The organism is Kitasatospora hibisci (assembly GCF_043950205.1).
Lineage (GTDB): Bacteria > Actinomycetota > Actinomycetes > Streptomycetales > Streptomycetaceae > Kitasatospora > Kitasatospora hibisci.
The window spans coordinates 4,402,824-4,427,368 of sequence record NZ_CP171642.1 but is presented as its reverse complement, the minus strand read 5'-3'; the positions used below and the strand labels follow the sequence as shown (position 1 = coordinate 4,427,368).

The following is a 24,545-nucleotide window of genomic DNA, read 5'->3' as shown; positions in this document are numbered from 1 at the left end:
TCCGGCCGGCGACACCCGCGATCCCCGCCGCGACCACACCATCCCGCCACGCCGTCGCGACCCACGACAGCCGATCCGCCCCGGTGGGCCGACAACCGGCCTCCCCCACCGGACCTGACTGCGTTCGTTCCCCCCGGACAGACGGGAAGACAATGACCCTCGACATCTCCAGCGCCCCCATCGCCTCCGACACCAATGACCACGCCCCACCGGGCCCGCACCCCCGCTCCCGCTGGGCACAGGACCTCTCCGCCTCCCTCGTGGTCTTCCTGATCGCCGTACCGTTCTCACTCGGCATCGCCCTGGCCACCGGTGCCCCGCTCACCGCCGGGCTCACCGCCGCGGCCGTCGGCGGACTCGTCGTCGGCCTCCTCGGCGGCAGCACACTCCAGGTCAGCGGCCCCTCAGCCGCACTGACCGTGATCACCGCCGGGCTGATCTCCCAGTACGGCTGGCAGGCCACCTGCGCCGTCACCCTCGCCGCCGGGCTCCTCCAACTTCTCCTCGGAGTGCGACGGGTGGCCCGGACGGCGCTCGCCGTCTCGCCCGCCATCGTGCACGGCATGCTGGCCGGCATCGGCCTCACCATCGCCATCGCCCAGCTCCACGTCGTCCTCGGCGGCTCGCCGCAGAGCTCGGCCCCCGCCAATCTCCTCGCCCTGCCAGGCCAGTTGGCCGGGTCGCACCCGCCCGCAGTGGCCGTGGGCACGATCACCGCGGCCCTCCTGGTGATCTGGCCCCGACTCAGCCGACTCCCCGGCCGGGCGGGCGTGTTGGGCGCCAGACTGGCCAAGGTGCCGGGCCCGCTGGTCGCCGTGGCCGTCGCGACGAGCCTCGCCATGGCCCTCGGCCTGCAGCTCGCCCGGGTCGAACTGCCCACCTGGCAGCCGCACGACATCATTCCCGAGCTGCCGCACGGCCCGATCGCCGGCGTGCTGGCCGCGGTGCTGACCGTCACCGCCGTGGCGAGCGTCGAGTCGCTGCTCTCCGCCGTCGCGATCGACCGGATGTCACAGCGCACCGGCGACCTCGACCGTGAGCTGCGCGGCCAGGGCATCGCCAACGTGGTCAGCGGCCTGCTCGGCGGCCTACCGATCGCCGGCGGCGCGGTGCGCAGCACCGCGAACGTCCGGGCCGGCGCGCAGACCCGGTGGTCCTCGATCCTGCACGGCGTCTGGGTGCTGGCCGCCGCTCTCCTGCTCGCCGGCGGACTGCGCCGGATCCCGCTCGCCGCGCTCGCCGCCCTCGTCCTGGTCGTCGGCCTGCAGATGGTGAGCTTCGCGCACATCCGCAAGGTGCACCGGCACCGCGAGTTCCCGGTCTACCTGGCCACCGTGCTCGGCGTGGTGCTGCTCGGCGCCCTGCTCGGCGTGGCACTGGGCGCCGCGACGGCCGTCCTGCTCGCGCTCTACCGCCTGACCCGCGCCCACGTGGACGTCCTGCCCGGCCCCGACGGCTCGTTCACGGTGCAGACGCACGGCCCGCTCACCTTCACCGCCGTGCCCCGACTGAGTCGTGCGCTGGCCGACATCCCCGGCACCGCCCAGGTCGCGGTCGTCCACGACGGATCCTTCCTGGACCACGCCGCGTACGAGGCCCTGCACAGCTGGCGGGTCGGCCACCTGGCGGCGGGCGGCCGGGTCTCGATGGTGACGCGGCGCCAGAGCGCCGAGGTGCTCGATCCCGACGGCACGGTTCGCACGGGCAGCTCTCCCGGCCCGCACCGGTGCCGGGCGTGGACGCCCTGGGTCGGCCACCACTGCATCGAGCAGCAGGAGGACCCACACGGCCGGCTGCTGGACGGCGTCCGCGGCTTCCAGCTGCACACCGCCCCGCTGGTCCGCCCCGAACTGGCCCGGCTCGCCCGGGAGGGGCAGACCCCCTCCCAGCTCTTCCTGACCTGCGCGGACTCGCGGATGGTCACCAGCATGATCACCAACAGCGGCCCGGGCGACCTCTTCACCGTCCGCAACGTCGGCAATCTGGTGCCCGCCCCGTTCGAACCGGGCGCGGCCGACGACTCGGTGGCTGCCGCGGTGCAGTACGCCGTCGAGGTCCTGGAGGTCCGGTCGATCACGGTCTGCGGGCACTCCGGCTGCGGTGCGATGAAGGCCCTGCTGGACGGCGTGCACGAACGCCCGGGGCCGCCGACCCCGCTGGCCCGCTGGCTGCGCAATGGCCGCGGCGCCCTCGACCGGCTGCGCCGGGCCCCCGCCGAGTTCACCACCCGGCCGGTGGTCGATCTCGTCGAACAGCTCTGCATCACCAACGTGGTGCAGCAGTTGGACCAGCTGGTGGCGAATCCCGCAGTGGAACGACGGGTCGCCGAGGGCGCCCTGCGCCTGGTCGGGATGTACTTCGACTTCGCCACCGCTCAGGCCTATGTGCTCGACCGTGAGCGCGGGCGGTTCAGCCCCGTGGAGGCGCTGGAGGGCCAGTCGGCCGGGCCCACGCCCTGCGACACGCCCGAGCGGGTGAACGGAATCGAACACGCCTCCGCCGCACCTGCCGCCACCGGGGGCGACCCCCGCCTGGCCGCCTGAAAGCCGGGTCCGCGCCCCGCCGGGCGGGCAGGGGCGCGGACCCACCCCCTTTCCGCGCGGGCGAGTTCCACACGCCTCTCGGCAACCGCCACGACCGGCCCGCTCGCCTGCTTCTTCGACTCCGCCTTCGATATTCGAGCAAAGGTCTACACCAATTCTCCCGGCACCTCTTGTCAACCGACCTGTTCGCCTGGTGAGCTGTGCGCTGGGACACACGGGACAATCCCCACGCACGGGAACGACCCCGATCATGACTCGATGAGGAGTGCGCGTTGAGCAACGAGAGCCTGGCCAACCTGCTCAAGGAGGAGCGGCGTTTCGCCCCGCCGGCAGAGCTCGCCGCCGGCGCGAACGTCACCGCGGCCGCGTACGCGCAGGCCTCCGAGGACCGTCTGGGCTTCTGGGCCGAGCAGGCCCGCCGTCTGAGCTGGGCGGTCGAGCCCACCGAGACGCTGGACTGGTCGAACCCGCCGTTCGCGAAGTGGTTCGCCGACGGCCGGCTGAACGTCGCCTACAACTGCGTCGACCGCCACGTCGAGGCCGGCCTGGGCGACCGGGTCGCGATCCATTTCGAGGGCGAGCCCGGGGACGGCCGCTCGATCACCTACGCCCAGCTCCGGGACGAGGTGTGCCGCGCCGCGAACGCCCTGCTGGAACTCGGTGTCGCCAAGGGCGACCGGGTCGCGGTCTACCTGCCGATGATCCCCGAGGCCGTGGTGGCGATGCTCGCCTGCGCCCGGATCGGCGCCACCCATTCCGTGGTCTTCGGCGGGTTCTCCGCGGACGCGGTGGCCTCCCGGATCCAGGACGCCCGCGCCAAGCTGGTCATCACCGCCGACGGCGGCTACCGCCGCGGCAAGCCCTCCGCCCTCAAGCCCGCCATCGACGAGGCGCTGACCAAGGTCGACGGCGTCGAGCACGTGCTGGTGGTGCGCCGCACCGGCCAGGACACCCCGTTCACCGAGGGCCGTGACGTGTGGTGGCACGAGATCACCGACCGTCAGAGCGCCGAGCACACGCCCGAGCCGCACGAGGCCGAGCACCCGCTGTTCATCCTCTACACCTCCGGCACCACCGGGAAGCCCAAGGGCATCCTGCACACCTCGGGCGGCTACCTGACCCAGGCCGCCTACACCCACCACGCGGTGTTCGACCTCAAGCCCGCCACGGACGTGTACTGGTGCACCGCCGACATCGGCTGGGTGACCGGGCACTCGTACATCGTGTACGGGCCGCTGGCCAACGGCGCCACCCAGGTCGTCTACGAGGGCACCCCGGACACCCCGCACCAGGGCCGGTTCTGGGAGATCGTCCAGAAGTACGGGGTGACGATCCTGTACACCGCGCCGACCGCGATCCGCACGTTCATGAAGTGGGGCGAGGACATCCCGGCGAAGTTCGACCTGTCCTCGCTGCGGGTGCTGGGCAGTGTCGGCGAGCCGATCAACCCCGAGGCGTGGGTCTGGTACCGCGAGCACATCGGCGGGGGGCGGGCCCCGATCGTCGACACGTGGTGGCAGACCGAGACCGGCGCGATCATGATCAGTCCGCTGCCCGGGGTGACGGAGACCAAGCCCGGCTCGGCCCAGCGCGCGCTGCCCGGCATCGCCGCGACCGTCGTCGACGACGAGGCCCGCGAGGTCCCCGACGGCTCCGGCGGCTACCTCGTCCTCACCGAGCCCTGGCCCTCCATGCTCCGCACCGTCTGGGGCGACGACCAGCGCTACATCGACACCTACTGGTCCCGCTTCAGCCCCGGCCTCACCCGGCCCGACGGCATCTGGCGCTACTTCGCGGGCGACGGCGCGAAGAAGGACGAGGACGGCGACATCTGGCTGCTCGGCCGGGTCGACGACGTCATGCTGGTCTCCGGCCACAACATCTCCACCACCGAGGTCGAGTCCGCTCTGGTCGGCCACCCGGCGGTGGCCGAGTCCGCCGTGGTCGGCGCCACCGACGCCACCACCGGCCAGGCCATCGTCGCCTTCGTCATCCTGCGCGGCACCGCCACCGAGACCCCCGAACTCGTCGACGAACTCCGCGCCCACGTGGGCAAGACCCTCGGCCCGATCGCCAAGCCCAAGCAGATCAAGGTCGTCGGGGAACTCCCCAAGACCCGCTCCGGCAAGATCATGCGCCGCCTGCTGCGCGACATCGCCGAAGGCCGCGAGGTCGGCGACACCACCACGCTGGCCGACAGCACCGTGATGAGCCTGATCCAGTCCCAGCTCCCGCCCACCGGCAGCGCGGGCTGACCTGCAAACCGCGCTGAGCGCAGAACTTCGAGGAACGGGTGCCCCGGGGCGGTCAGGACGACCGCCCCGGGGCCCCGCCGCGCCAGGCGCGGAACCGGACCGGCTGGAACGACCGGACGGACCCGCGCCGTTCAGCTGACGGAGCCCGCCGCCCGGCGCTCCACGACCAGCGTGCGCAGCGTGTCGTACGCGCTCTGGACGAAGCCCCGGCTGCGCAGCGGCAGCGGGCCGCCCATCACCGCCAGCCCCACCTGGGCACGAGGGCTGAACCCGACGAAGGTGGTGGATCCCCAGGTCGCGCCCGCGTGGTAGACCACCTCGTCGGCCGCATCGTCCGGCACTCCGTCGTCCGGGGCTCCGTCGTCCCGCAGCTCGCCGGCCGGCTCTTCGTCGCCCGGCGCATCCACCACGCCAGGCCCCTCGCCCTCCCGGATCGCCCGGCTCCCCGCACCCCCCTCGGCCGCCCCGGCCCGGTCCCGCAGGTCCGGCGGGCCCGGCAGATCGAGCAGGTCGGACCGGCCTGCCCGCGCCGCCCACGGGACCCAGCGGTGGTTCCACCCGAGGCAGATCCGCGTCCCGCCGCGGCGCCGGCCGGCCCTCGGTCGCCGGACCTCGCCCAGGGCCGTCCGCAGCGCCTCCTCGTCGGTCCGCTCGGAGAGCGGGACGGCGTCCAGCGCGAGATGGGCCTGCAGGTAGCGCAGCAGGTCGTCGGCGGTGGAGCGGAGCGCAGCCGCGCCCGGCAGGGCGGGCAGCCGGAACGACGGGACACGGCGGCCGCGCCGGTAGCCGGCGGCGTCCCCGCGACCGGGGCCGCAAGAGGTGTCCACCAGGCCGAGCGGTCCGCAGACCCGGGCCTCCAGCAGGTCGTCGTACCGCTGGCCCGCCGCGTTGGCCAGCAGCAGGCCGAGCAGCCCACAGCCGAGGTTGGAGTAGCGCACCTGGGCGCCCGGAGTCCCGCGCACGGGGGTCCGGGGCAGTGCCCTGAGCAGGTGGGCCGGTCCGAAGGTGGCGTAGGGGTGGGTGAACCAGCGCGGGGCAGCCGTCGGCAGCAGTCCGACCGGCAGGCGAGGCAGCCCCGAGGTGTGGGTGGCGAGGTGGAGCAGGGTGATCGGGCGCTCGTGCGGGTACCCGGGGGCCGCGTCGGCGGGCAGGTAGCGGCCGATCGGATCGTCGTAGCGGACCTCGCCACGGGCCGCCATCTCGGCGAGCAGCAGTCCGGTGAAGGTCTTGGTGACGGAGCCGAGTGCGAACCGGGTGTCGGCGCGCACCGGGCGCTCGCCGGGGCGGTCCGCATGGCCGCGGCACGCGACCACCCGTTCGTCGCCGCGGATCACCACGACGGCGACGCCACCGCCCGGAGCGGCGGCGCGGAACAGCGGGCGGAGCAGATGATCGAGGTCGGGGCCGGGTCCTACGGGTGGAGCGAGGTTCATCGGTCCGCACTCCCCCGGCGGCCCGTCCTCGGGACCGGCAGGCACGACGGGCCCGGCCGGAACCGGGACGAAGGGATCGAAACCGGACGAATCGAAGCCGCGCGCATCAAGGCCGGACGAATCAAGGCCGGGCGGATCGCAGCCGAGGCGGGGTGCGGTAATAAGAGGGGCGGTCTGGGCATGGTCGTGCCTCCACAGCACAGCAGAGAGAGGAAGGGGAAGGGAAGGAGGAGCACGCCGTCCGGACGGACGGCGCCTGCGACCGACGATAGGGAGGCGTTCACCCGTCTGCATGCGGCCGGCTCCATTCGGGGGCCGTCGAGTCGCCCGTACGGGGGCGGGAGAAGCCGCCAGGGCCTAGGTCCTGAAATATGACGATCAGGGTGTCATCTCGCCCTTCCGGCTAGACTGTCAAAGACGTACCAAGATCCAACGCCATTGGATCCAGCGTCACAGGGCGCGCCGGGAAGTCTGGTCGGCACTGCACCACACGTGCATCCGTACGCCGTTCCCCGCCCCAGGAGGTCTCGCGTGGCCAGCCAGCCGCCCGTCCACGAGCCGACGAACCGCCGCCGCCAGCTCCTCGGCAGGCTGCCCCTCCCCGAGCGCACCTTCATCGTCGACGCCCTGCGCACCGAGACGGTCGGCGGCATCCTGCTGCTCGCCGCCGCACTGGTGGCATTGATCTGGGCCAACGTGTGGCCCGCCGCGTACGACAGCGTTCTCGACTACACCGTCGGGCCGTCCGGCCCGCTCCACCTCGACCTCACCCTGGCCAACTGGGCCAAGGACGGCCTGCTGGCGGTCTTCTTCTTCGTCGCCGGCATCGAACTCAAGCGCGAGTTCGTGGCGGGCGAGCTGCGCAGCCCGAGCGCCGCACTGCTCCCGGTGGTCGCGGCGGTCTGCGGCGTCGCGCTGCCGGCGATCCTGTTCGCCGTCGTGAACGCGGGCGGCGGCGGGCATCCGGACGGCTGGGCGATCCCGACCGCGACGGACATCGCATTCGCGCTCGGCGTGCTGGCCGTGATCAGCACCCACCTGCCGGCCGCGCTGCGCGCCTTCCTGCTCACCCTCGCCGTGGTGGACGACCTGATCGCGATCATGATCATCGCGGTCTTCTACAGCTCCGGCATCAAGTTCTGGGCACTCGGGCTGGCCCTCGCAGGCCTGGTGCTGTTCTGGTTCCTGCACCGGCGCGGGGTGCACGGCTGGTACCTCTACGTGCCGTTGGCCTTCGTGATCTGGGCTCTGATGCACGAGAGCGGCGTGCACGCCACCGTGGCAGGCGTCGCGATGGGCCTGATCCTGCGCTGCCACCGGGTCGGCGACGAGCAGGAGTCGCCCGGCGAGCACATCGAGCACCTGGCACGCCCGTTCTCGGCCGGGTTCGCCGTCCCCGTGTTCGCGCTGTTCTCGGCCGGGGTGACGATCTCCGGGTCGGCGCTGGGCGAGGTCTTCACCCAGGCGACCCCGCTCGGGATCATCCTCGGCCTGCTGGTCGGCAAGACCGTGGGCGTGTTCGGCGGCACCTGGCTGACCGCCCGCTTCACCCGCGCCGAGCTGAATCCGCAGCTGAAGTGGGCCGACATGTTCGCCGTCTCGGTCCTGGCGGGCATCGGCTTCACCGTCTCCCTGCTGATCAGCGAGCTGGCCTTCCCGGACGACCCGGCGCTGGCCGACCGCTCCAAGGCGGCCGTCCTGGTCGGGTCGCTGCTGTGCGCGCTGCTCGCCACCGTGCTGCTCAAGTTCCGGAACCGGCACTACCGGGCGCTGTGCGAGGAGGAGGAGCGCGACCTCGACGGCGACGGCATCCCCGACGTCTACCAGCAGGACGACCCGGCCCGGCAGGCGCGGACGGCCGACCTGACGAACCACCCGGCGGAGTACCCGTCAGGGGGCCCGGCCGACCGTCCGGCCGACGGTCCGGAGGGCAGCCCGGCCGAGGCCCCGGCGGACGGCCCGGCGAAGGACTCCCCGAACGGCACGGCCGGGGGCTCGGTGAAGGGCCGCCCCGACCGGGGTTCCGGCACCGGCTGAGTCCCGCGGCGCCGACGGCAGCAAGGGGACACACCACTCCGGCAGGGCCCCGGAGTGGTGTGCCGCTGACTGCTGGGGGCATGATTCTGAGCTGTCGACAGTCCACGGCCGCCACCGGGCCCCCTCCGGCCCCGGAGAACGCACCGCCCGGCGGCGTACGCCGCAGAGCCGCAGAAGGAGAACCGCTGATGCCCGCAGGAGCCGCAGACCCGTCCAGCAACGGCCGGGCGCCCTACGAGGGCGAGCGTTCGGTGGGGCAGCTGTTCGCGGCGGCCACCGCCGACCTGTCCGCCCTGGTCCACGACGAGATCGCGCTGGCCAAGGCCGAGCTGCGCGCGGACGTCAAGCGCGGCGTCTCCGGCGGCGTCTCGCTGACGGTCGCCGGCGTGGTGGCGCTGGCCGCCGTGCCGATGCTGAGCGCCGCGGCGGCGTTCGGGATCCACGCGCTGGGCCTCTCGCTCGGTTGGTCGTTCCTGATCGTGGCCGGTGCCTACCTGCTGCTCGCGGTGGTGCTCGGGCTCCTGGCGCTCCGTTCGTTCAAGCGGATCGAGAAGCCGCACCGCACCATCGAGGGTGCCCAGAAGACCGCCGACGTGCTGAAGAACGCCCGTCCGCGCCCCGCCACCAAGGAGGAGATCGACCGGGCGCTGGGCCGCATCCCGTAGGGACGGACGCCTCCCCGGATCGCGCGGACGCTCCGAGACCGAGTGCCGGGCGCGTGTCCGGCGCACGGATGTGACACGCTCTCGGTATGCCGCTCGACCAGAAGCACCTGCCTGCGCAGCCGTCCGCCGACTCCGGTCCCGACCGCACGAGCGGTCGGGACGCCGTCGACCGGGACGCCGTCGACGAGGCGCCCGACGGCGCGACCGCGCTCGCCGACGGCGGCGACCGGTCGGCACCCGCGCCCGCCTGGGACATCCGGCAGGCGGGCCCCTGGACGCATCGCGACCTGGCCGCGAACGGGGCCCGGTTCCACATCGCCGAACTGGGCGAGGGGCCGCTGGTACTGCTCGTCCACGGCTGGCCGGAGTACTGGTGGGCCTGGCGCCACCAGCTGACCGCGCTCGCCGAGGCCGGCTACCGGGCGGTCGCACTCGACCTGCGGGGCATCGGCGGCAGCGACCGCACCCCGCGCGGGTACGACCCCGGCAACCTCGCGCTGGACATCACCGGGGTGATCCGCTCGCTCGGCGAGAACCGCGCCCACCTGGTCGGCCACGCCTCGGGCGGCACGCTCTCCTGGGTGGCGGCGGTGATGCGGCCCTCGGTGATCCAGAGCCTCACCGTGGTCTCCGCCGCTCACCCGCGCGACCTGCGCCGGGCCCTGCTGACCGACCGCCGGCAGATGGCCGCCTTCGAGCACGTCCTGGGCTTCCAGCGGCCGTGGATACCTGAACGCCGGCTGGTCGCCGACGACGGCGAGCTGGTCGGCCGCTACCTGGACGCCTGGACCGGCCGAAACCAGCTGGACCGGGCCGCGGTCGCGGCGTACCGGCAGGCGATCCAGATCCCCAGCACCGCGCACTGCTCGATCGAGCCGTACCGCTGGCTGCTTCGCTCGATGGCCCGCCCGGACGGCATCCAGTTCGCCCGCCGGATGAAGAAGCCGATCACCGCCCCCACCCTGCACGTCCAGGGTGCGGCGGACCCGGTGCTGCTCTCGCACACCGCGCTCGGCGGCGGCGAGTACGTGGCCGCACCGTACCGCTGGCGGCTGATGCCGGGGGTCGGGCACTTCCCGCACGAGGAGGCGCCGCAGGAGTTCACGGCCGAGCTGTTGGACTGGATCGGCCGGCACAAGGACTGAACCGCCGCGGCCGCCCACCCCGGAGCCCGCCCGGACGGCAGCCCAGGGGGCGGCGGTCCCGGCGGCCCCTGGCGGCCGGGGCACCCGGACGGCGGACGGAGGGGGCACCTCGGGCAACTTCAGCCCAGGAGCCGAAGGCCCAACTCCCTTGATCCTGGCTTCATATGACAAACGCATAGGCCAAGTTGGCGTCGCCGCGAGCGATTACTCCGACCGGCCCAGGGGCATCCATTGCGGTATGACCTGGATGCCCGATCGCGGCGGCGCTCCGCGCGGCCGACGCCACAACAGCTCGCAGAGGTCCGGACACCGCCCCGACTGGGCCGACGACCTCGGATACGACGGCCTGGACCGCCGTCAGCGCAGGGGGCAGCGTCAGCTCGGCATCCCGCGCATCCTGGGCCGGCGCGCCCGCTGGGTGGGCGCACGCCTGCGGCGCGACAGCTGAGGCTCCGGCCGCGACCGGCCACCGGACGGCACCGGCACCGGCACCGGTTTGGCACCGCACCGGGCCCCCGTCCCGCAGGTGTCAGAGCGCGCAACCCTGAGTGTCCACCCGGGCGCTCGCCGCGCTGCCCCGGACGGCGTCGTCGCGCACCTCGGCGGCGGTCAGCACGTACCCGGTGTCCGCACTGTCCAGCGACTTGGCGAACACCACGCCGTACACCTGGCCGTCCGGGGTGAGCAACGGGCCACCGCTGTTGCCCTGGCGGACCAGTGAGCGCACCGAGTAGACGTCCCGGACCACCTGGCCGCGGTGGTAGATGTCCGGGCCGTTGGCCTGGATCCGGCCGCGGATGCGGGCGGGCTGGACGTTGAAGGCGCCGTTCTCGGGGAAGCCCGCCACGATCGCGCTGTCGTTGGTCTTGGCCTCGCCGGCGAAGACGAGCGGCGGCGCGTTCAGCTTGGGCACGTCCAGGACGGCGATGTCGCGCTGCCAGTCGTAGCGGACCACGGTCGCGTCGTAGAGCTGGCCGACACCGCCGATCTGCACGGTGGGCTCGTCGACTCCGCCGACCACGTGGGCGTTGGTCATCACCCGGTGCGGGGCGTAGACGAAGCCGCTGCCCTCCAGCGTCTTGCCGCAGGCGGTGGCGGTGCCGACCACCTTGACCAGGCTCTGCTTCGCCCTGGCCACCGCCGGGCTGGCGGCCAGCGCCGGGTCGGGTGTGTCCACCTGGGTGATCGGCTCGTGTTCGAAGGGGTTGAAGACCTGCGGGAAGCCGTTGCGGGCGAGCACCTTGGAGAAGTCGGAGAACCAGTTGGGTGCGTCGGCGGGCAGCGCGTCCTGGACGCCGCCGAGCACCGCCGAACTACGGACCTGCTTGGAGACGGTCGGCAGTGACGTTCCGGCGAGCGCCGAGCCGATCAGCCAGGCGACCAGCAGCATCGAGATCACGTTGACCACGGCCCCGCCGGCCGCATCCAGGGCCTTGGCGGGGCGGCGGTCGATGCGGCCCCGCAGTTTCCAGCCGAAGTGGGTGGTGACCGCCTGGCCGATCGCCGCCAGCACGATCACCACCACGACGGCGATCACCGACGCGGTGGTGCCGGGACTGAGGTGGGCGAGCAGCAGCGGCAGCAGTTGGACGGCGAGGAGGCCGCCGCCGAGGAAGCCGAGGACCGACATCACGCCGACCACGAAGCCCTGCCGGTAGCCGGACACGGCGAATCCCACGGCGGCGGCGATCAGCAGCAGATCCAGGACGTTCACTCGAACACCCTCCCACGCCCGGCGGGGCGCCCGTGCCGACGGGCGGCCACGGATCCCCGGCCACGCGGGCGCACGCCCGGGGGGCCGCCGCCTTCCGGACGGACGGCCACGGCCCCCGGAGCAGCCCGACCCGCGGTCACGGCGACCCGGCCCCGCGCGGTCACGGCGACCCTGCGTCGCCGCCCGACAGCGAGCCGGCGCGCCCGCGGTCGCCGCCCTGCGCCAGTTCGATCGCCTCCTCGGAGAGGTCGAGCATCCGGGAGGGGTCCCAGGGCAGCTCCAGACCGCTGTGGTGCAGCACCCGGTCGATCACCCCGGCGGTGAAGCCCCAGACCAGCCGCCCGCCGACCTCGAAAGCGGGGCCGAGGTGGCCGGAGGGGTGGCGCAGCCGGGCCCGGTTGGCCGGGTCGGTGAGCTCGGCGATCGGCACCCGGAACACCGCGCCGGTCTCGCCCGCGTCCACCGGCCGGACCGGCGACTCCTCACGCCACCAGCCGAGCACCGGGGTCACCACGAAACGGCTGACCGGGATGTAGAGGGCGGGCAGCGTGGCGAAGACCTGCACCCCGGCCGGGTCCAGACCGGTCTCCTCCCAGGCCTCGCGCAGCGCCGCCGCGACCGGGCCGGGCCCGCCGGGGTCGCCGTCCTCCGGGTCCAGCGCGCCGCCGGGGAAGGAGGGCTGGCCGGCGTGCGAGCGCAGTGACCGGGCCCGCTCGATCAGCAGCAGGTCCGGCCCGGCGACGCCCTCGCCGAAGAGCATCAGGACGGCGGCGTCCCGGCCGCCCTCGTCGGGCGGGAGGAAGCGGCTCAGCTGCTCGGGCAGGACGCGCTCGGCGGCGTCCCGGACGGGCTCCAGCCAGGACGGCAGGCCGTCCCGCTCCACCCGCCGGTCCGGCGCCTCCGGCTGCCCCCCGTTGCCCCGCGCCGTCACTCGGCCACCGCCATGTCCGCGATCTCGCCGTGGTGCGCGGCGGCGTCGGCCCGTGCCGCCGCCTCGCCCGGGAAGTCGGCCGGCGGCCGCAGCCGCTGGCCGGGTTGCCCGCCCATCTCGTACTTCAGGAGCTTCTTCGCCTTCTCCGGATCCATCTCGCCCTCCCCGTAGGAGGGGCAGAGCGGCGCGACCGGGCAGGCCCCGCAGGCCGGCTTGCGGGAGTGGCAGATCCGCCGGCCGTGGAAGACCACGCGGTGGGAGAGCATCGTCCACTCGGACTTCGGGAATATCTCGGCCACGGCGGCCTCGACCTTCTCCGGGTCCTCCTCGGCGGTCCAGCCGAACCGCCGCGCCAGCCGCCCGAAGTGGGTGTCCACGGTGATCCCCGGCACGCCGAAGGCGTTGCCCAGCACGACGTTGGCGGTCTTGCGCCCGACGCCGGGCAGCGTGACCAGGTCCTCCAGCCGGCCGGGCACCTCGCCGCCGAAGTCGTCCCGCAGCGCGATCGAGAGCCCGATCAGCGACTTCGCCTTGGCCCGGAAGAAGCCGGTCGGCCGGATGACCTCCTCCAGTTCCTCCGGCACCGCCGCCGCCATGTCCTCCGGCGTCGGGTACTTGGCGAACAGCGCCGGCGTCGTCCGGTTCACCCGGAGGTCGGTGGTCTGGGCCGACAGCACCGTCGCCACCAGCAGCTCGAAGGGGTTGTCGAAGTCCAGCTCCGGGTGCGCGTACGGATACAGCTCCGCGAGCTCCCGGTTGATCCTCCGCGCCCGGCGCACCATGCCCAGGTGCGTCTCGGGCCTCCTCGGCTTCACGACCGCCTTGTCGGCCGCCGCCTTGCTCTCCGCCGGCTTCTTCACGGCCGCCTTCTTCGCGACCGCCTTCCCCGCGACCGGCTGCGGCTCCGCGGCCTTCCGGACCTTGCTCTCTGCCATGCCCGAAGGCTACGCCGCCCGCTCGGCGGCCGGGAGCACTTCATGACCGTTCACAGGACACCCTTGTGCGGCGGCACCGGGTGTGCCGGAGGCGGTGGTTCAGGGGCAGGTGACGACCTGGCCGGCCCAGGAGAGGCCGCCGCCGAAGCCGAGGAGGAGCGCGGGGGCTCCGCTGGAGGCCTCGCCGCGCTCGACCAGCTTGGCGAGGGCGAGCGGGACGGATGCGGCGGAGGTGTTGCCGGAGTCGACGACGTCGCGGGCGACGACGGCCCGGTCGGCGCCGAGCCGCCGGGTGATGGCCTCGACGATCCTCAGGTTGGCCTGGTGGGTGACCACGGCACCGAGCTCGGCCGGGGTGATGCCGGCCCGGCGGCAGGCCTCCTCCGCGATCGGGACGAGGGCGGTGGTGGCCCAGCGGAACACGGTCTGCCCCTCCTGGCGGAACCGGGGCTGCCAGCCGTCGTCCAACCGGACGGCGTGCCCCCGGGTGGGGTCGGAGCCCCAGACCACCGGACCGACGCCCCCGCCGGCCGGATCACGGCTGAGGACCGCCGCACCGGCACCGTCGCCGAGCAGGACGCAGGTGGAGCGGTCGGTCCAGTCGGTGACGTCGGTCATCCGCTCCGCACCGATCACCAGGGCGTGCCGGGCGGCGCCGGCCCGGATCGCGTGGTCGGCGGTGGCCAGCGCGGTGCAGAAGCCCGCGCAGCCGTTGTTGACGTCGAAGCCGACCGCCGCGGGCACGCCCAGCCGCCCGGCGACCTGGGTGGCGATGCTCGGGCAGCGGTCCATCGCCGAGCAGGTGGCGACCACCACCATGTCGATCTCGTCGGGGGCCAGGCCGGACGAGGCGAGCGCCTTGCCCGCCGCGGCCGCGGCCAGGTCCGTGACGGACTCGCTCTCGGCGATCCGCCGGGTGACGATGCCCGTCCGCTGCCGGATCCACTCGTCGCTGGTGTCGACCATCCCGGCGAGGTCGTCGTTGGTGAGGACCTTCGCGGGCTGGTAGTGGCCCAAGGCGGTGATACGGGAACCGGGCATGCCTGCTCCTTCGCGGGTGGCGTCACGCATGACGGGATGTCACGCCCGATGAATATAGCGTCCGAACGGTCGGACTTTAAATGGCCCGCGCTGGATACACTGGCGCGGTGAGCCCCAGAAGATCCGTCGCCGACACCCGCCGGACCCGAGCCGCGATCCTCCGCCGCGGCCTGGACCTCGCCTCGGTCGAGGGGCTGGAGGGCCTGACCATCGGGCGGCTCGCCACCGACCTCGCGATGAGCAAGTCCGGCGTGCTCGGCCACTTCGGCACCAAGGAGAGCCTGCAGCTCGCCGTCGTCGACGAGGCGGTGGCGCTCTTCGTCCGCGAGGTGGTGCGCCGGGCGGACGCGGCCGGCGCGGCCCCCGGGCTGCCGCGGCTGCTGGTCCAGTGCGAGGCCTGGGTGTCCTACCTGGAGCGCGACCTGCTGCCGGGCGGCTGCTTCTTCACCACCGTCACCGCCGAGTTCGACGACCGAGAGAGCGGCCCGGTCCGTTCCGCCGTCGCCGCCAAGAACGCCGTCTGGCAGCGCGAGCTGCGGAGACAGGCGGAGCTGGCGATCGCCGCCGGGCAGCTGCCCGGCGAACCGGACGCCGAGCAGCTGGTGTTCGAACTCACCGGACAGGTGCTCGCGCTCAACCACACCCGGCGGCTGTACCGGGACGGAGCCGCGGCCGGGCGCGCCCGGCGGGCGATGCGGCGCGTCCTCAGGCTGCCGGCGGGGGCGGGGCCGCTCGCCGGGCTGCCCGATCCCGAGCCGGACACGCCGGCCGGGTACGCGGAGGCACAGGCGGCGCGCCGGGCCTCGCCGCCCGCCCGCCGCCCTGCGGCGACCGCCGGCTCCGCGGGCGACCGTCAGCGGCGGTAGAGCGCGTCCAGCTCGCCGAAGCCGAGCGAACCGTCCAGCTCCGCCAGGGTGCCCGCGCCCAGCAGCTCGGCGGCGGCCCGCCGGGCGGCGGTGTACGCGGCCTGCGCCAGCCCGGTGCCGAGGCTGATCCGCCTCACCCCGGCGGCGGCGAGTTCGGCGACGCCCGGACCGCCCGCCACCGCCATCGCGTTCACCGGCAGCACGGTGGCGGCGGTCAGCCGGGCCAGCACGTCGAGATCCAGCAGGCCGGGAACGAAGAGCCCGTCCGCGCCGGCGTCCGCGTACGCCTCCGCCCGGACCAGCACGTCGTCCAGGCCGCCCAGGCCGAAGAGGAAGACGTCCGTCCGGGCGTTGACCACCAGCTCCGGCAGGCCCGCCCCGGCGGCCGCCTCCCGGGCCGCGCGCAGCCGTGCGGCCTGCTCGGCCACCGGGAAGAGCGGTCCGCCGGGGGCCGCCGAGTCCTCCAGGTTGACGCCGGCCGCACCCGCCGCGATCAGTGCCCGGACGGTGTCGGCGACGTCGGCCGGCTCCGGGCCGTAGCCGCCCTCGGCATCGACGGTGACCGGCAGGTCGACGGCCGCGGCGATCCGGTGCGCCGCCGCCGCCATGTCCTCCCGGCCGAGCTGCTGGCCGTCGCCGCGGCCGAGCGACCAGGAGACGCCGCCACTGGTGGTGGCGACGGCGGCCGCGCCGGCCGAGGCGATCACGGCGGCGCTGCCGGCGTCCCAGGCGTTCGGCAGGACGAGCACGCCGTCGGCCACCAGCTCCCGCAGCCGCAGTGCGTGCTCGCGGAGCTTCGTGGTGGGGAGGGTGGCGTCAGTGGACATGCGGGGTCACCGTCTTTCGGGTCTGCGGGTGGAGCGGGCGTCTGCGGGTGCTTCGGGACTGCGGCTGGTGCAGGGCTGCCGGACCGGCCCTGGTCGGAATCCTGCGCAGGATGCGGCCCGCCTTCCATTGATTAAGCTGAGGCCGAATCACGGGCAGAGCCAGGGCCCCGACGCCCAGGCGCCCAGCGGGGCGGCCCGGGAGACAGGAGGAGCGCGTCGATGCGGACCGAGCTGGCCTTCTCGGCCAACGACCTGGCCCAGACCCGGTTCGCCGTCTCCCCCATGTGGGAGGTCGTGACCAGCCTCCGGGCCCTGGCCCACGTGCCCGCGCCCGCCCTGCACCGCCGCTGGGCCGAGCAGGTCCGGCCCCGGCTGGCCGCCGCCGGGCTGGACCGCGGCCGGCTCGCCGCGATGGTCCCGGCCACCGGCCACCTGCCCGACTTCCTGAACCCGACGCCGACCGGCCCGTCCCCCGCACTCGCCGACGAGCTGGCCGCGATCGGCGCCACCACCGCCGCGCAGGTGCGGACCGACCTCGACCACGTCGCGGCGGAGCGCGGCGGAGGGCTCCCGGCCCGGCTCGGCCCGCTGTACCGCGACCCGGCGGGCCAGTTGCCCCGGGTCGTCGGCGAGATCGAGGCGTACTGGGAGCTGGCGCTGGCCCCCTACTGGGCCCGGATCCGCGCGGCACTGGAGGCGGACGTGTTCCACCGGGCCCGCCAGGCCGTCGAACACGGCACCGCGCGGGTCCTCGACGACCTGCACGAGACGGTCCGCTGGGACGGCGGCGCGCTGCGGCTGGAGCAGCGGCACTGCGCGGTCGAGCGGATCGACGCCGCGGACGGACTGCTGCTGGTCCCGTCCGCGTTCGCCTGGCCGCGCGTCCTGACCCGCTCGCTGCCACCGGACCCGCCGCAGCTCGCCTACCCGGCCCGCGGCACCGCCGCGCTGTGGGAGCGCCGCCCGGGCGCCGGCTCCGACGAGCACGCCGGCGCGCTCGCCGCCGTGCTCGGCCGGTCCCGGGCCCGGCTGCTCGCCGAACTGGACTCGCCGGCCTCCACCACCGAGCTGGCGCGCCGGACCGGGCTCTCCGCCCCCGGGGTCTCCCAGCACCTCACCGCCCTGCGCGCGGCCGGACTGACCAGCGCCCACCGGGCCGGCCACGCCGTCCTCTACGCCCGGACCGCCGTCGCCGACGCGCTGCTCGACCCGGTGCGACCCACTGCGTGAATCCGGGCGGAGCCGGCTGAATCCGGTGCCCGTCGGCCCTCCGCACCGGCCGGGCCGGCGGTACGAATGGCCCCGCGCAGCACCCCTCGGCGCACCCCCTCCTCATATGATCGGAGCGACATGCGCCATGCTTGGTGATGCAGAGCACTGTACGGAACTTGCGCCGGCCGGCTTGATCGCCGGGCGGCCGAGAAGGAGGAAGCACGTGGACGACGTTCTGCGGCGCGCCGCACTCTTCGCGGCACTCGACGACGAACAGGCCGGCGAGCTGCGCGCTTCCATGACCGAGGTCACCCTCGCCCGCGGTGAGTCGCTGTTCCACGAGGGCGACCCCGGCGACCGGCTCTACGTCGTCGCCGAGGGCAAGGTCAAGCTGCACCGCGCCTCGCCGGACGGCCGCGAGAACATGCTCGCCGTCCTGGGCCCCAGCGAGATGATCGGCGAGCTGTCGCTGTTCGACCCGGGCCCGCGCACCGCCACCGCCAGCGCGCTGACCGAGGTCAAGCTGCTGGGCCTCGGCCACGGTGACCTCCAGCCCTGGCTGCACGCCCGGCCCGAGGTGTCGATCGCACTGCTGCGCGCCATCGCCCGCCGCCTCCGCCGGACCAACGACGTGATGTCCGACCTGGTCTTCTCCGACGTGCCCGGGCGCGTCGCCAAGGCCCTGCTGGACCTCTCCCGTCGCTTCGGCGTGCAGTCCGAGGAGGGCATCCACGTCGCCCACGACCTCACCCAGGAGGAGCTGGCCCAGCTGGTCGGCGCCTCCCGCGAGACGGTCAACAAGGCGCTCGCCGACTTCGCCGGCCGCGGCTGGCTGAAGCTGGAGGCGCGCGCCGTGGTCCTGATGGACGTCGAGCGGCTCTCCCGCCGTTCGCGCTGACCGCACCCGTCCGGCCACCGGCCGGCTGCCGGCCGGTTCCATCGCGAGGGCCCGCACATCATCCGGCCATCCGGTGTGCGGGCCCTCGCGCATGCCCGGACACCCGTCCGCGCAGGTGGGCGGGCCGCCCGGGGCGGGCCCGGACCGGTCAGATCAGCCCGTGCTCCTCCAGGTACTGGAGCTGGGCCAGGACCGACAGCTCGGCCGCCGGCCAGAGCACGCGGTCCACGTCCGCGTAGACCCGGGCCACCACCTCGTGCGCCGTCCGGCAGCCCGCCTCGACGGCCGTCTCGACCTGGGCCAGCCGGCCCGCCCGGTGCGCGAGGTAGTAGTCGACGGCGCCCAGTGCGTCCGCGAGCACCGGCCCGTGGCCGGGCAGCACGGTCCGGACGCCGTGCTCGGCGGCCATGGTGTGCAGGTGGCGCAGCGAGTCCAGGTAGTCGCCGAGCCGGCCGTCGGGGTGGGCGACCATCGTGGTGCCGCGCCCGAGGACGGTGTCGCCGGTGAGGATCGCCCCGTCGGCCGGCAGGTGGAAGGTCAGCGAGTCGGAGGTGTGACCCGGGGTCGCGACCACCCGCAGGTCCAGTCCGCCGACGTCCAGCCGCTGGCCGCCGGTCAGGCCCTCGGAGCCGAGCCGGTGCGCCGGGTCCAGCGCGCGGACCTTGGTCCGGGTGAGCTCGGCGAACCGGGCGGCGCCCTCGGAGTGGTCGGCGTGGCCGTGCGTGAGCAGGGTCAGCGCGACGCGCTTGCCCTGCTGCTCGGCGGTCTCGATCACCCGGCGCAGGTGGCCCTCGTGCAGCGGACCCGGGTCAATCACCACCGCGAGGTCCGAGCCGGGTTCGGAGAGCAGCCAGGTGTTGGTGCCGTCCAACGTCATCGGCGACGGGTTGGGCGCCAGGACGCACACCGCCCGGGGGGTGGCCTCGCCGCCGATGCCGGCGGCGGGGTCACCCGGCAGGAGACCGCTCACCGGCTGCCCTCGCCGGAGCGGTGCAACCTGCGCCGCGGGAGGGCCCGGACGATCGCGCGCTGTGCCACCTCGGTGAAGGGGACGGGGGCGGAGTCGCAGGCGGGGACGTGCGGGTACAGGCTGCGGGCGGGCATCTCGCGCGCCGTCCGGCGAGCCACGTCGTTGTGGGTCATCGGGCGTCGGTCCTTCCTCGGGTCGGGTGGTGTCGGCGTTGTCGGCGTTGTCTGTGGTGTCGGCGTTGTCTGTGGTGTCTGTGGTGTCGGTGGTCTTGGTGCCGGTGGTCTTCGGTGCCGGGTGATCCCTCGGGCCACGCGGCCTCACCGGGTCCGGGGGGCTCAGCCGTCCGCGGGGAAGTGCCCGTCGATGGTCAGCTCGTCGTACCCGGCCCAGCGAACCGTCATGCGGTCGCCCCGGACCTCGGCCCGGCCGAGGATCGGATCGAGTGAACGGCCCGCGGCCGCCTGCAGCGCCTCGGCGGCGGTCTGCACCGGCATCAGCTCGCGCAGCACCGTGACGGTGGGCGGCAGCATGCCGAACCGGCCCTCCTCACGGCCCCGGACCGCCTCGGCCGGGGTGAGCCAGGTGACCCGGTCCGCCTCGCCGACCTCCAGCGCGGCCCGCTGGCCCGGTGGCAGGGCGGCCACGAAGAACCAGGTGTCGTACCGGCGCTCCTCGAACTCCGGGGTGACCCAGCGGGCCCAGCCGGCGAGCAGGTCGCTGCGGAGCAGCAGGCCGTGCTTGCGCAGGAAGTCGGCGAAGGAGAGTTCGTGGGCTTCCAGGGCGGCGCGCTCGGCGCTCCAGTCCCGCGGTTCGGCCGTGCTCTCCGCATCGGGTCCGGCCAGCAGGACGCCGGCCTCCTCGAAGGTCTCGCGGACGGCTGCGCAGACCACTGCCTGCGCGGTCCCAGCGTCCACCCCGAGCCGCTCGGCCCACTCCTGGGGGCCGGGGCCGACCCAGCCGAGTTCCGCCTCGGCGTCGCGCGGGTCCACCCCGCCGCCCGGGTAGGCGTACATGCCGGCGGCGAAGGCCATCGAGGTGCGCCGGCGCAGCAGGTAGGCCTCGGGCCCCTCCACCGCGTCCCGCAACAGCACCACGGTGGCGGCGGGCCTGGGCACCGGCGGGGTCAGCTCGCCGGACTCGACCCCCCGGATCCGGGCAGGCCAGCCGGGCGGCATCGGGAGCGTCGTTGCTCGATGGTCCATGCCCCGGATGCTAAGCGCACGGAGGCGGGGTTGGAAGGGCCAACCCCGCCTCGTGATCGGCTGTCCCCTTTCACGGGCCCGGGCCCGGGCCCGTGAAAGGTGCCGCAGCTCAGGCGCCGGGCTTGATCCGGACCTGCAGCTCGACCTCGACCGGGGCGTCCAGCGGCAGGACGGTGACGCCGACCGCGCTACGGGCGTGCACACCGGCCTCGCCCAGCGCCTGGCCGAGCAGCTCACTGGCACCGTTGATCACGGCGGGCTGACCGGTGAAGTCCGGGGCGGAGGCGACGAAGCCGACCACCTTCACGACCCGCTCGATCAGGTCCAGGTCGCCGATCACCGACTTCACGGCCGCCAGCGCGTTGAGCGCGCAGGTCTGCGCGAGCTCCTTGGCCTCCTCCGGGGTGACCTCGGCGCCGACCTTGCCGGTGCTCGGCAGCTTGCCGCCCACCATCGGCAGCTGGCCGGAGGTGAAGACGAACTCACCCGTCCGCAGGGCCGGGACGTAGGCGGCGACCGGAGCGGCCACCGGCGGCAGCGTCAGGCCCAGCTCGGCGAGCTTCTCCTCGACCTTGCTCATGCGTTCTTCTCCCGCTTGAAGTAGGCCACCAGCTGCTCCGGGTTCGGGCCCGGCACGACCTGGACGAGCTCCCAGCCGTCCTCGCCGAAGTTGTCCAGGATCTGCTTCGTCGCGTGCACGAGCAGGGGCGCCGTCATGTATTCCCACTTGGTCATGGCCAGACTCTAGACGAGCGGCCCCCGCGCGCGGCGCGGCCCGCGGCCCGGTGTGTGAGGTGGCCCACAAACCGGGCATGATTCAGCCCTGGTCCCCCCGATGCTCCCGGCATCCGGCGCGGTCCCTGGTTACCCTCGCGGGAGGGCACCTGAGCGGTGCCGGCCCTCGGAGACGGACGGAGACGGAGCGTGGCACGCACCCCCGGCCAGGAGGCGGCCCGGCGCGACCCCGACTGGGAGGGCGTACGGCTGCACGTGGTCAGTGGCAAGGGCGGCACCGGGAAGACCACCCTGGCCGCGGCGCTGGCACTGGCGCTGGCCGCCGAGGGCCGGCGGACCCTGCTGATCGAGGTGGAGGGCCGCCAGGGCATCGCCGAGCTGTTCGGGATCTCCGCGCTGCCCTACGAGGAGCGCAGGATCGCCTCGGTCTCACGCGCCCAGCTGGGCCTGCCGGGCACCGCCGCCGCCGGCGGCGAGGTGTTCGCCCTGGCCATCGACACCGAGCAGGCGCTGCTTGAGTACCTGGAGATGTTCTACAAACTCGGCCGGGCCGGCAAGGCACTGCAGAAGGTCGGCTTCGTCGACTTCGCCACCACCATCGCGCCCGGCGTCCGGGACGTCCTGCTCACCGGCAAGGCCTGCGAGGCGGCCCGGCGCAAGGGCACGGACGGGCGGCGGGCGTACGACGCCGTCGTGATGGACGCACCGCCGACCGGCCGGCTCACCCGGTTCCTGAACGTGAACTCCGAGGTGGCCGGGCTGGCCCGGATCGGCCCGATTCATACGCAGGCGCAGGCCGTGATGCGGGTGCTGAAGTCTCCGGAGACCGCGGTGCACCTGGTCACCCTGCTGGAGGAGATGCCGGTGCAGGAGACGGTCGACGGCTTCGCCGAGCTGCGCGAGGCCGCGCTCCCGGTGGGCGGGGTCATGGTGAACATGGTCCGGCCCCCGGTCCTGGACGCCGCGGCGGTGGCGGCGGTCGACGGCGACCACCGCGAACAGGTCGCGCTGGCCCTCGGCGAGGCGGGCCTGGGCGGGCGCTCGCGCAGGGCGGAGACCGTCCGGGCGGCGGTGGACCCGCTGATCGACCCGCTGCTGGACCAGGCCCGGGAGCACGCGGAGCGGGTGGAGCTGGAGCGCGAGCAGCGCGCCGACCTGCAGCAGCTGAAGCTCCCCACCTACGAGCTCCCGCTGCTGGGCGAGGGCGTCGACCTCGGCGGGCTGTACCGGCTGGCGGGCGAGCTGAAGCGTCAGGGGGCGGCATGAGCGACCAGGACGTGAACGACCACGGGGAGGGCGGCGGCCGGGCGGCCGGCAGCCGGGAGAGCAGGAGCCGCAGGAGCGGTGTCCGGGAGAACGGCGGTCAGGGGAACGGTGGCCGGGTGAACGGCGTGCGGGGCACGGGGAGCCGGCTCGCGGTGGACGAGCTGATCGACAACCCGAAGACCAGGATCATCGTCTGCTGCGGCTCGGGAGGCGTCGGCAAGACCACCACCGCGGCGGCGCTCGGGCTGCGCGCCGCCGAGCGCGGCCGCAAGGTCGTCGTGCTGACCATCGACCCGGCCCGCCGACTGGCGCAGTCGATGGGGCTGTCCGAGCTGGACAACACCCCGCGGGTGGTCAAGGGCGTGACCGGCGAGGGCGAGCTCCAGGCCATGATGCTCGACATGAAGCGGACCTTCGACGAGGTCGTGCTGGCCCACGCCGAGCCCGAGCGGGCCCGGGCGATCATGGAGAACCCGTTCTACCAGTCGCTCTCGGCCGGTTTCGCGGGCACCCAGGAGTACATGGCGATGGAGAAGCTCGGCCAGCTCCGTGCGGCCGAGGAGTGGGACCTCATCATCGTCGACACCCCGCCGTCCCGCTCGGCGCTGGACTTCCTGGACGCACCGAACCGGCTCGGGTCCTTCCTGGACGGCAAGGTGATCCGGATCCTGACCGCGCCGGCCAAGGTCGGCGGGCGCAGCGCGATGAAGTTCCTCAACGTCGGGATGGGGCTGTTCACCGGCACCCTGGGCAAGATCTTCGGCGCCCAGCTGCTGACCGACGTGCAGACCTTCGTCAGCGCGATGGACTCGATGTTCGGCGGCTTCCGCGAGCGTGCGGACCGGACGTACCAGCTGTTGAAGGCGCCGGGCACGGCGTTCCTGGTGGTGGCCGCGCCCGAGCGGGACGCGCTGCGCGAGGCGGCGTACTTCGTCGACCGACTGGCGGCCGACCGCATGCCGCTGGCCGGGCTGGTGCTCAACCGGGTGCACGGGACGGGCGCTCCCCAGCTCACCGCGGAGCGCGCGCTGGCGGCGGCCGAGGCCCTGGAGGAGAACGGTTCGGAGAACTCCTCCCCCGAGGCCGAACTGCTCGCGGCGGGGCTGCTGCGGCTGCACGCCGAGCGGATGCAGATCATGGCGCGGGAGCGCCGTACCCGTGACCGCTTCGTCTCCGTCTACCCGGACGTGCCGATCGTCGAGGTCGCCGCACTGCCCGGGGACGTCCACGACCTGGACGGCCTGCGGGCCATCGGCGAGCGGCTCAGCGGCGGCGCTTCGTAGTGGCGGCGCCGCGCCGTGACGCCCGGTCAGGTGCACAGCCGAAGCCGGCTCGGCCCGTGACGGCATCGGCCGCAGCGGCTCGGCCCGTCGGAACCCGGCCCACCGGGGCCCGGCCCGTGGCGGCTCAGCCGGCCTGGGCGTAGTCCGTCAGTATCACGCCGGTCGCGAGGGACTCCTCGTACTCGGTGCGGGCCGTCTCCAGCAGCCGCCGCCACGAGATCACCGTCGGCCGGCGGCGCAGCAGCGCCCGGCGCTCGCGCTCCGTCATCCCGCCCCAGACCCCGAACTCCACCCGGTTGTCCAGCGCATCCGCCAGGCACTCCGTACGGACGGGGCACCCACTGCACACCGCCTTGGCGCGGTTCTGCGCCGCCCCCTGGACGAAAAGTTCGTCCGGATCACTAGTGCGGCAGGCGGCCTGCGCACTCCAGTCGTCTACCCAGCCCATGCCGGCGCCGTCCTCTCCCGAATCGAGGCTCCCCCACGGCGGCAACGGCATATTCACCGTTGCCAGTTGAGGACGTTACGGAAGAACGACAGCTTGCAACAGCCCCTTCGGGCTCAATCTCGAATGGTCCGATTGGACT

At 74.0% G+C, this 24,545-nt stretch carries 23 protein-coding genes; 11 read left to right on the top strand and 12 right to left on the bottom strand.

From position 1 onward, the window contains the following. Nucleotides 1-152: 152 nt before the first annotated feature. Nucleotides 153-2,543 carry a SulP family inorganic anion transporter gene (locus ACF9IK_RS19165; RefSeq protein WP_395295401.1) on the top strand — a complete coding sequence of 797 codons (2,391 nt, stop codon included), beginning with the start codon at nt 153-155 and terminating at the stop codon, nt 2,541-2,543. 272 nt (nt 2,544-2,815) lie between these two features. Continuing rightward, the gene (acs, locus tag ACF9IK_RS19160) at nt 2,816-4,798 is read left to right on the top strand and encodes an acetate--CoA ligase (RefSeq protein ID WP_395295400.1); all 1,983 of its coding nucleotides are present in this window, start codon (nt 2,816-2,818) and stop codon (nt 4,796-4,798) included. Between the two features lie 131 nt (nt 4,799-4,929). On the opposite strand, the gene ACF9IK_RS19155 is transcribed toward acs, so the two are convergent. Next, complete coding sequence (locus ACF9IK_RS19155) at nt 4,930-6,231, bottom strand: serine hydrolase domain-containing protein (protein ID WP_395295399.1); 1,302 nt, start codon at nt 6,229-6,231, stop codon at nt 4,930-4,932. A gap of 531 nt (nt 6,232-6,762) precedes the next feature. Between ACF9IK_RS19155 and nhaA the strand changes: the two genes are divergently transcribed. The 4 genes from nhaA to ACF9IK_RS19135 all read left to right on the top strand — a co-directional run bounded on the left by nhaA (nt 6,763) and on the right by ACF9IK_RS19135 (nt 10,526). Beyond that, a complete protein-coding gene (gene nhaA, locus ACF9IK_RS19150; protein ID WP_395295398.1) occupies nt 6,763-8,268 on the top strand; it encodes a Na+/H+ antiporter NhaA in 1,506 nt (501 codons plus the stop codon). Between the two features lie 188 nt (nt 8,269-8,456). Continuing rightward, complete coding sequence (locus tag ACF9IK_RS19145) at nt 8,457-8,933, top strand: phage holin family protein (RefSeq protein ID WP_313764492.1); 477 nt, start codon at nt 8,457-8,459, stop codon at nt 8,931-8,933. A gap of 86 nt (nt 8,934-9,019) precedes the next feature. Further along, nucleotides 9,020-10,078 (top strand): alpha/beta fold hydrolase, encoded by a 1,059-nt coding sequence (locus tag ACF9IK_RS19140; protein WP_395295397.1) that lies wholly within the window; start codon nt 9,020-9,022, stop codon nt 10,076-10,078. A 238-nt stretch (nt 10,079-10,316) separates the two neighbouring features. Further along, on the top strand, nt 10,317-10,526 hold the full coding sequence (locus tag ACF9IK_RS19135; RefSeq protein ID WP_395295396.1) for a hypothetical protein: 210 nt from the start codon (nt 10,317-10,319) through the stop codon (nt 10,524-10,526). Nucleotides 10,527-10,607: 81 nt separating this feature from the next. Here the strand turns inward: ACF9IK_RS19135 and ACF9IK_RS19130 are convergent, their stop codons facing one another. From ACF9IK_RS19130 to ACF9IK_RS19115, 4 genes are all read right to left on the bottom strand, one after another. Continuing rightward, on the bottom strand, nt 10,608-11,792 hold the full coding sequence (locus ACF9IK_RS19130; protein WP_395295395.1) for a MarP family serine protease: 1,185 nt from the start codon (nt 11,790-11,792) through the stop codon (nt 10,608-10,610). Nucleotides 11,793-11,952: 160 nt separating this feature from the next. Next, entirely contained in the window at nt 11,953-12,723 is a 771-nt protein-coding gene (locus ACF9IK_RS19125) for an NUDIX hydrolase (protein ID WP_395295394.1), read from the bottom strand. Further along, nucleotides 12,720-13,658, bottom strand: a complete 939-nt coding sequence (nth, locus tag ACF9IK_RS19120; protein WP_395295393.1) for an endonuclease III — start codon at nt 13,656-13,658, stop codon at nt 12,720-12,722. Before nth ends, ACF9IK_RS19125 begins: the two co-directional genes overlap by 4 nt. 99 nt (nt 13,659-13,757) lie before the next feature. Beyond that, a complete protein-coding gene (locus tag ACF9IK_RS19115; RefSeq protein WP_395295392.1) occupies nt 13,758-14,699 on the bottom strand; it encodes a beta-ketoacyl-ACP synthase 3 in 942 nt (313 codons plus the stop codon). 107 nt (nt 14,700-14,806) lie between these two features. On the opposite strand from ACF9IK_RS19115, the gene ACF9IK_RS19110 reads away from it, so the two are divergent. Next, nucleotides 14,807-15,565 carry a TetR/AcrR family transcriptional regulator gene (locus ACF9IK_RS19110; protein WP_395295391.1) on the top strand — a complete coding sequence of 253 codons (759 nt, stop codon included), beginning with the start codon at nt 14,807-14,809 and terminating at the stop codon, nt 15,563-15,565. Here the strand turns inward: ACF9IK_RS19110 and ACF9IK_RS19105 are convergent. Next, entirely contained in the window at nt 15,553-16,392 is an 840-nt protein-coding gene (locus ACF9IK_RS19105; protein WP_395295390.1) for an isocitrate lyase/PEP mutase family protein, read from the bottom strand. The genes ACF9IK_RS19110 and ACF9IK_RS19105 overlap by 13 nt on opposite strands. A 219-nt stretch (nt 16,393-16,611) precedes the next feature. Between ACF9IK_RS19105 and ACF9IK_RS19100 the strand changes: the two genes are divergently transcribed. Both ACF9IK_RS19100 and ACF9IK_RS19095 read left to right on the top strand, forming a co-directional pair. After that, nucleotides 16,612-17,622, top strand: a complete 1,011-nt coding sequence (locus ACF9IK_RS19100) for a DUF5937 family protein (protein WP_395295389.1) — start codon at nt 16,612-16,614, stop codon at nt 17,620-17,622. 205 nt (nt 17,623-17,827) lie between these two features. Further along, nucleotides 17,828-18,502: a Crp/Fnr family transcriptional regulator gene (locus ACF9IK_RS19095; protein ID WP_030240972.1), complete on the top strand. Its 675-nt coding sequence runs from the start codon at nt 17,828-17,830 to the stop codon at nt 18,500-18,502. Between the two features lie 148 nt (nt 18,503-18,650). On the opposite strand, the gene ACF9IK_RS19090 is transcribed toward ACF9IK_RS19095, so the two are convergent. The 5 genes from ACF9IK_RS19090 to ACF9IK_RS19070 all read right to left on the bottom strand — a co-directional run bounded on the left by ACF9IK_RS19090 (nt 18,651) and on the right by ACF9IK_RS19070 (nt 21,409). Further along, nucleotides 18,651-19,472 carry an MBL fold metallo-hydrolase gene (locus tag ACF9IK_RS19090; protein WP_395295388.1) on the bottom strand — a complete coding sequence of 274 codons (822 nt, stop codon included), beginning with the start codon at nt 19,470-19,472 and terminating at the stop codon, nt 18,651-18,653. Beyond that, nucleotides 19,469-19,645: a hypothetical protein gene (locus tag ACF9IK_RS19085; RefSeq protein ID WP_395295387.1), complete on the bottom strand. Its 177-nt coding sequence runs from the start codon at nt 19,643-19,645 to the stop codon at nt 19,469-19,471. The genes ACF9IK_RS19090 and ACF9IK_RS19085 overlap by 4 nt, the downstream gene beginning before the upstream one ends. Before the next feature lie 162 nt (nt 19,646-19,807). Beyond that, nucleotides 19,808-20,674, bottom strand: coding sequence for an NUDIX hydrolase (locus ACF9IK_RS19080; RefSeq protein ID WP_395295386.1), 867 nt, complete (start codon nt 20,672-20,674; stop codon nt 19,808-19,810). Between the two features lie 109 nt (nt 20,675-20,783). Next, nucleotides 20,784-21,254, bottom strand: a complete 471-nt coding sequence (locus tag ACF9IK_RS19075; RefSeq protein ID WP_395295385.1) for a RidA family protein — start codon at nt 21,252-21,254, stop codon at nt 20,784-20,786. Then, nucleotides 21,251-21,409 (bottom strand): DUF4177 domain-containing protein, encoded by a 159-nt coding sequence (locus tag ACF9IK_RS19070; protein WP_094743074.1) that lies wholly within the window; start codon nt 21,407-21,409, stop codon nt 21,251-21,253. Before ACF9IK_RS19070 ends, ACF9IK_RS19075 begins: the two co-directional genes overlap by 4 nt. A gap of 189 nt (nt 21,410-21,598) precedes the next feature. Here ACF9IK_RS19070 and ACF9IK_RS19065 point away from each other — a divergent pair, with 189 nt between their 5' ends. Further along, a complete protein-coding gene (locus ACF9IK_RS19065; RefSeq protein WP_395295384.1) occupies nt 21,599-22,675 on the top strand; it encodes an ArsA-related P-loop ATPase in 1,077 nt (358 codons plus the stop codon). Then, nucleotides 22,672-23,958 (top strand): ArsA family ATPase, encoded by a 1,287-nt coding sequence (locus tag ACF9IK_RS19060; RefSeq protein ID WP_395295383.1) that lies wholly within the window; start codon nt 22,672-22,674, stop codon nt 23,956-23,958. The genes ACF9IK_RS19065 and ACF9IK_RS19060 overlap by 4 nt, the downstream gene beginning before the upstream one ends. A gap of 124 nt (nt 23,959-24,082) precedes the next feature. Here the strand turns inward: ACF9IK_RS19060 and ACF9IK_RS19055 are convergent, their stop codons facing one another. Continuing rightward, nucleotides 24,083-24,406, bottom strand: a complete 324-nt coding sequence (locus tag ACF9IK_RS19055) for a WhiB family transcriptional regulator (protein ID WP_030240986.1) — start codon at nt 24,404-24,406, stop codon at nt 24,083-24,085. Nucleotides 24,407-24,545: the final 139 nt, after the last annotated feature.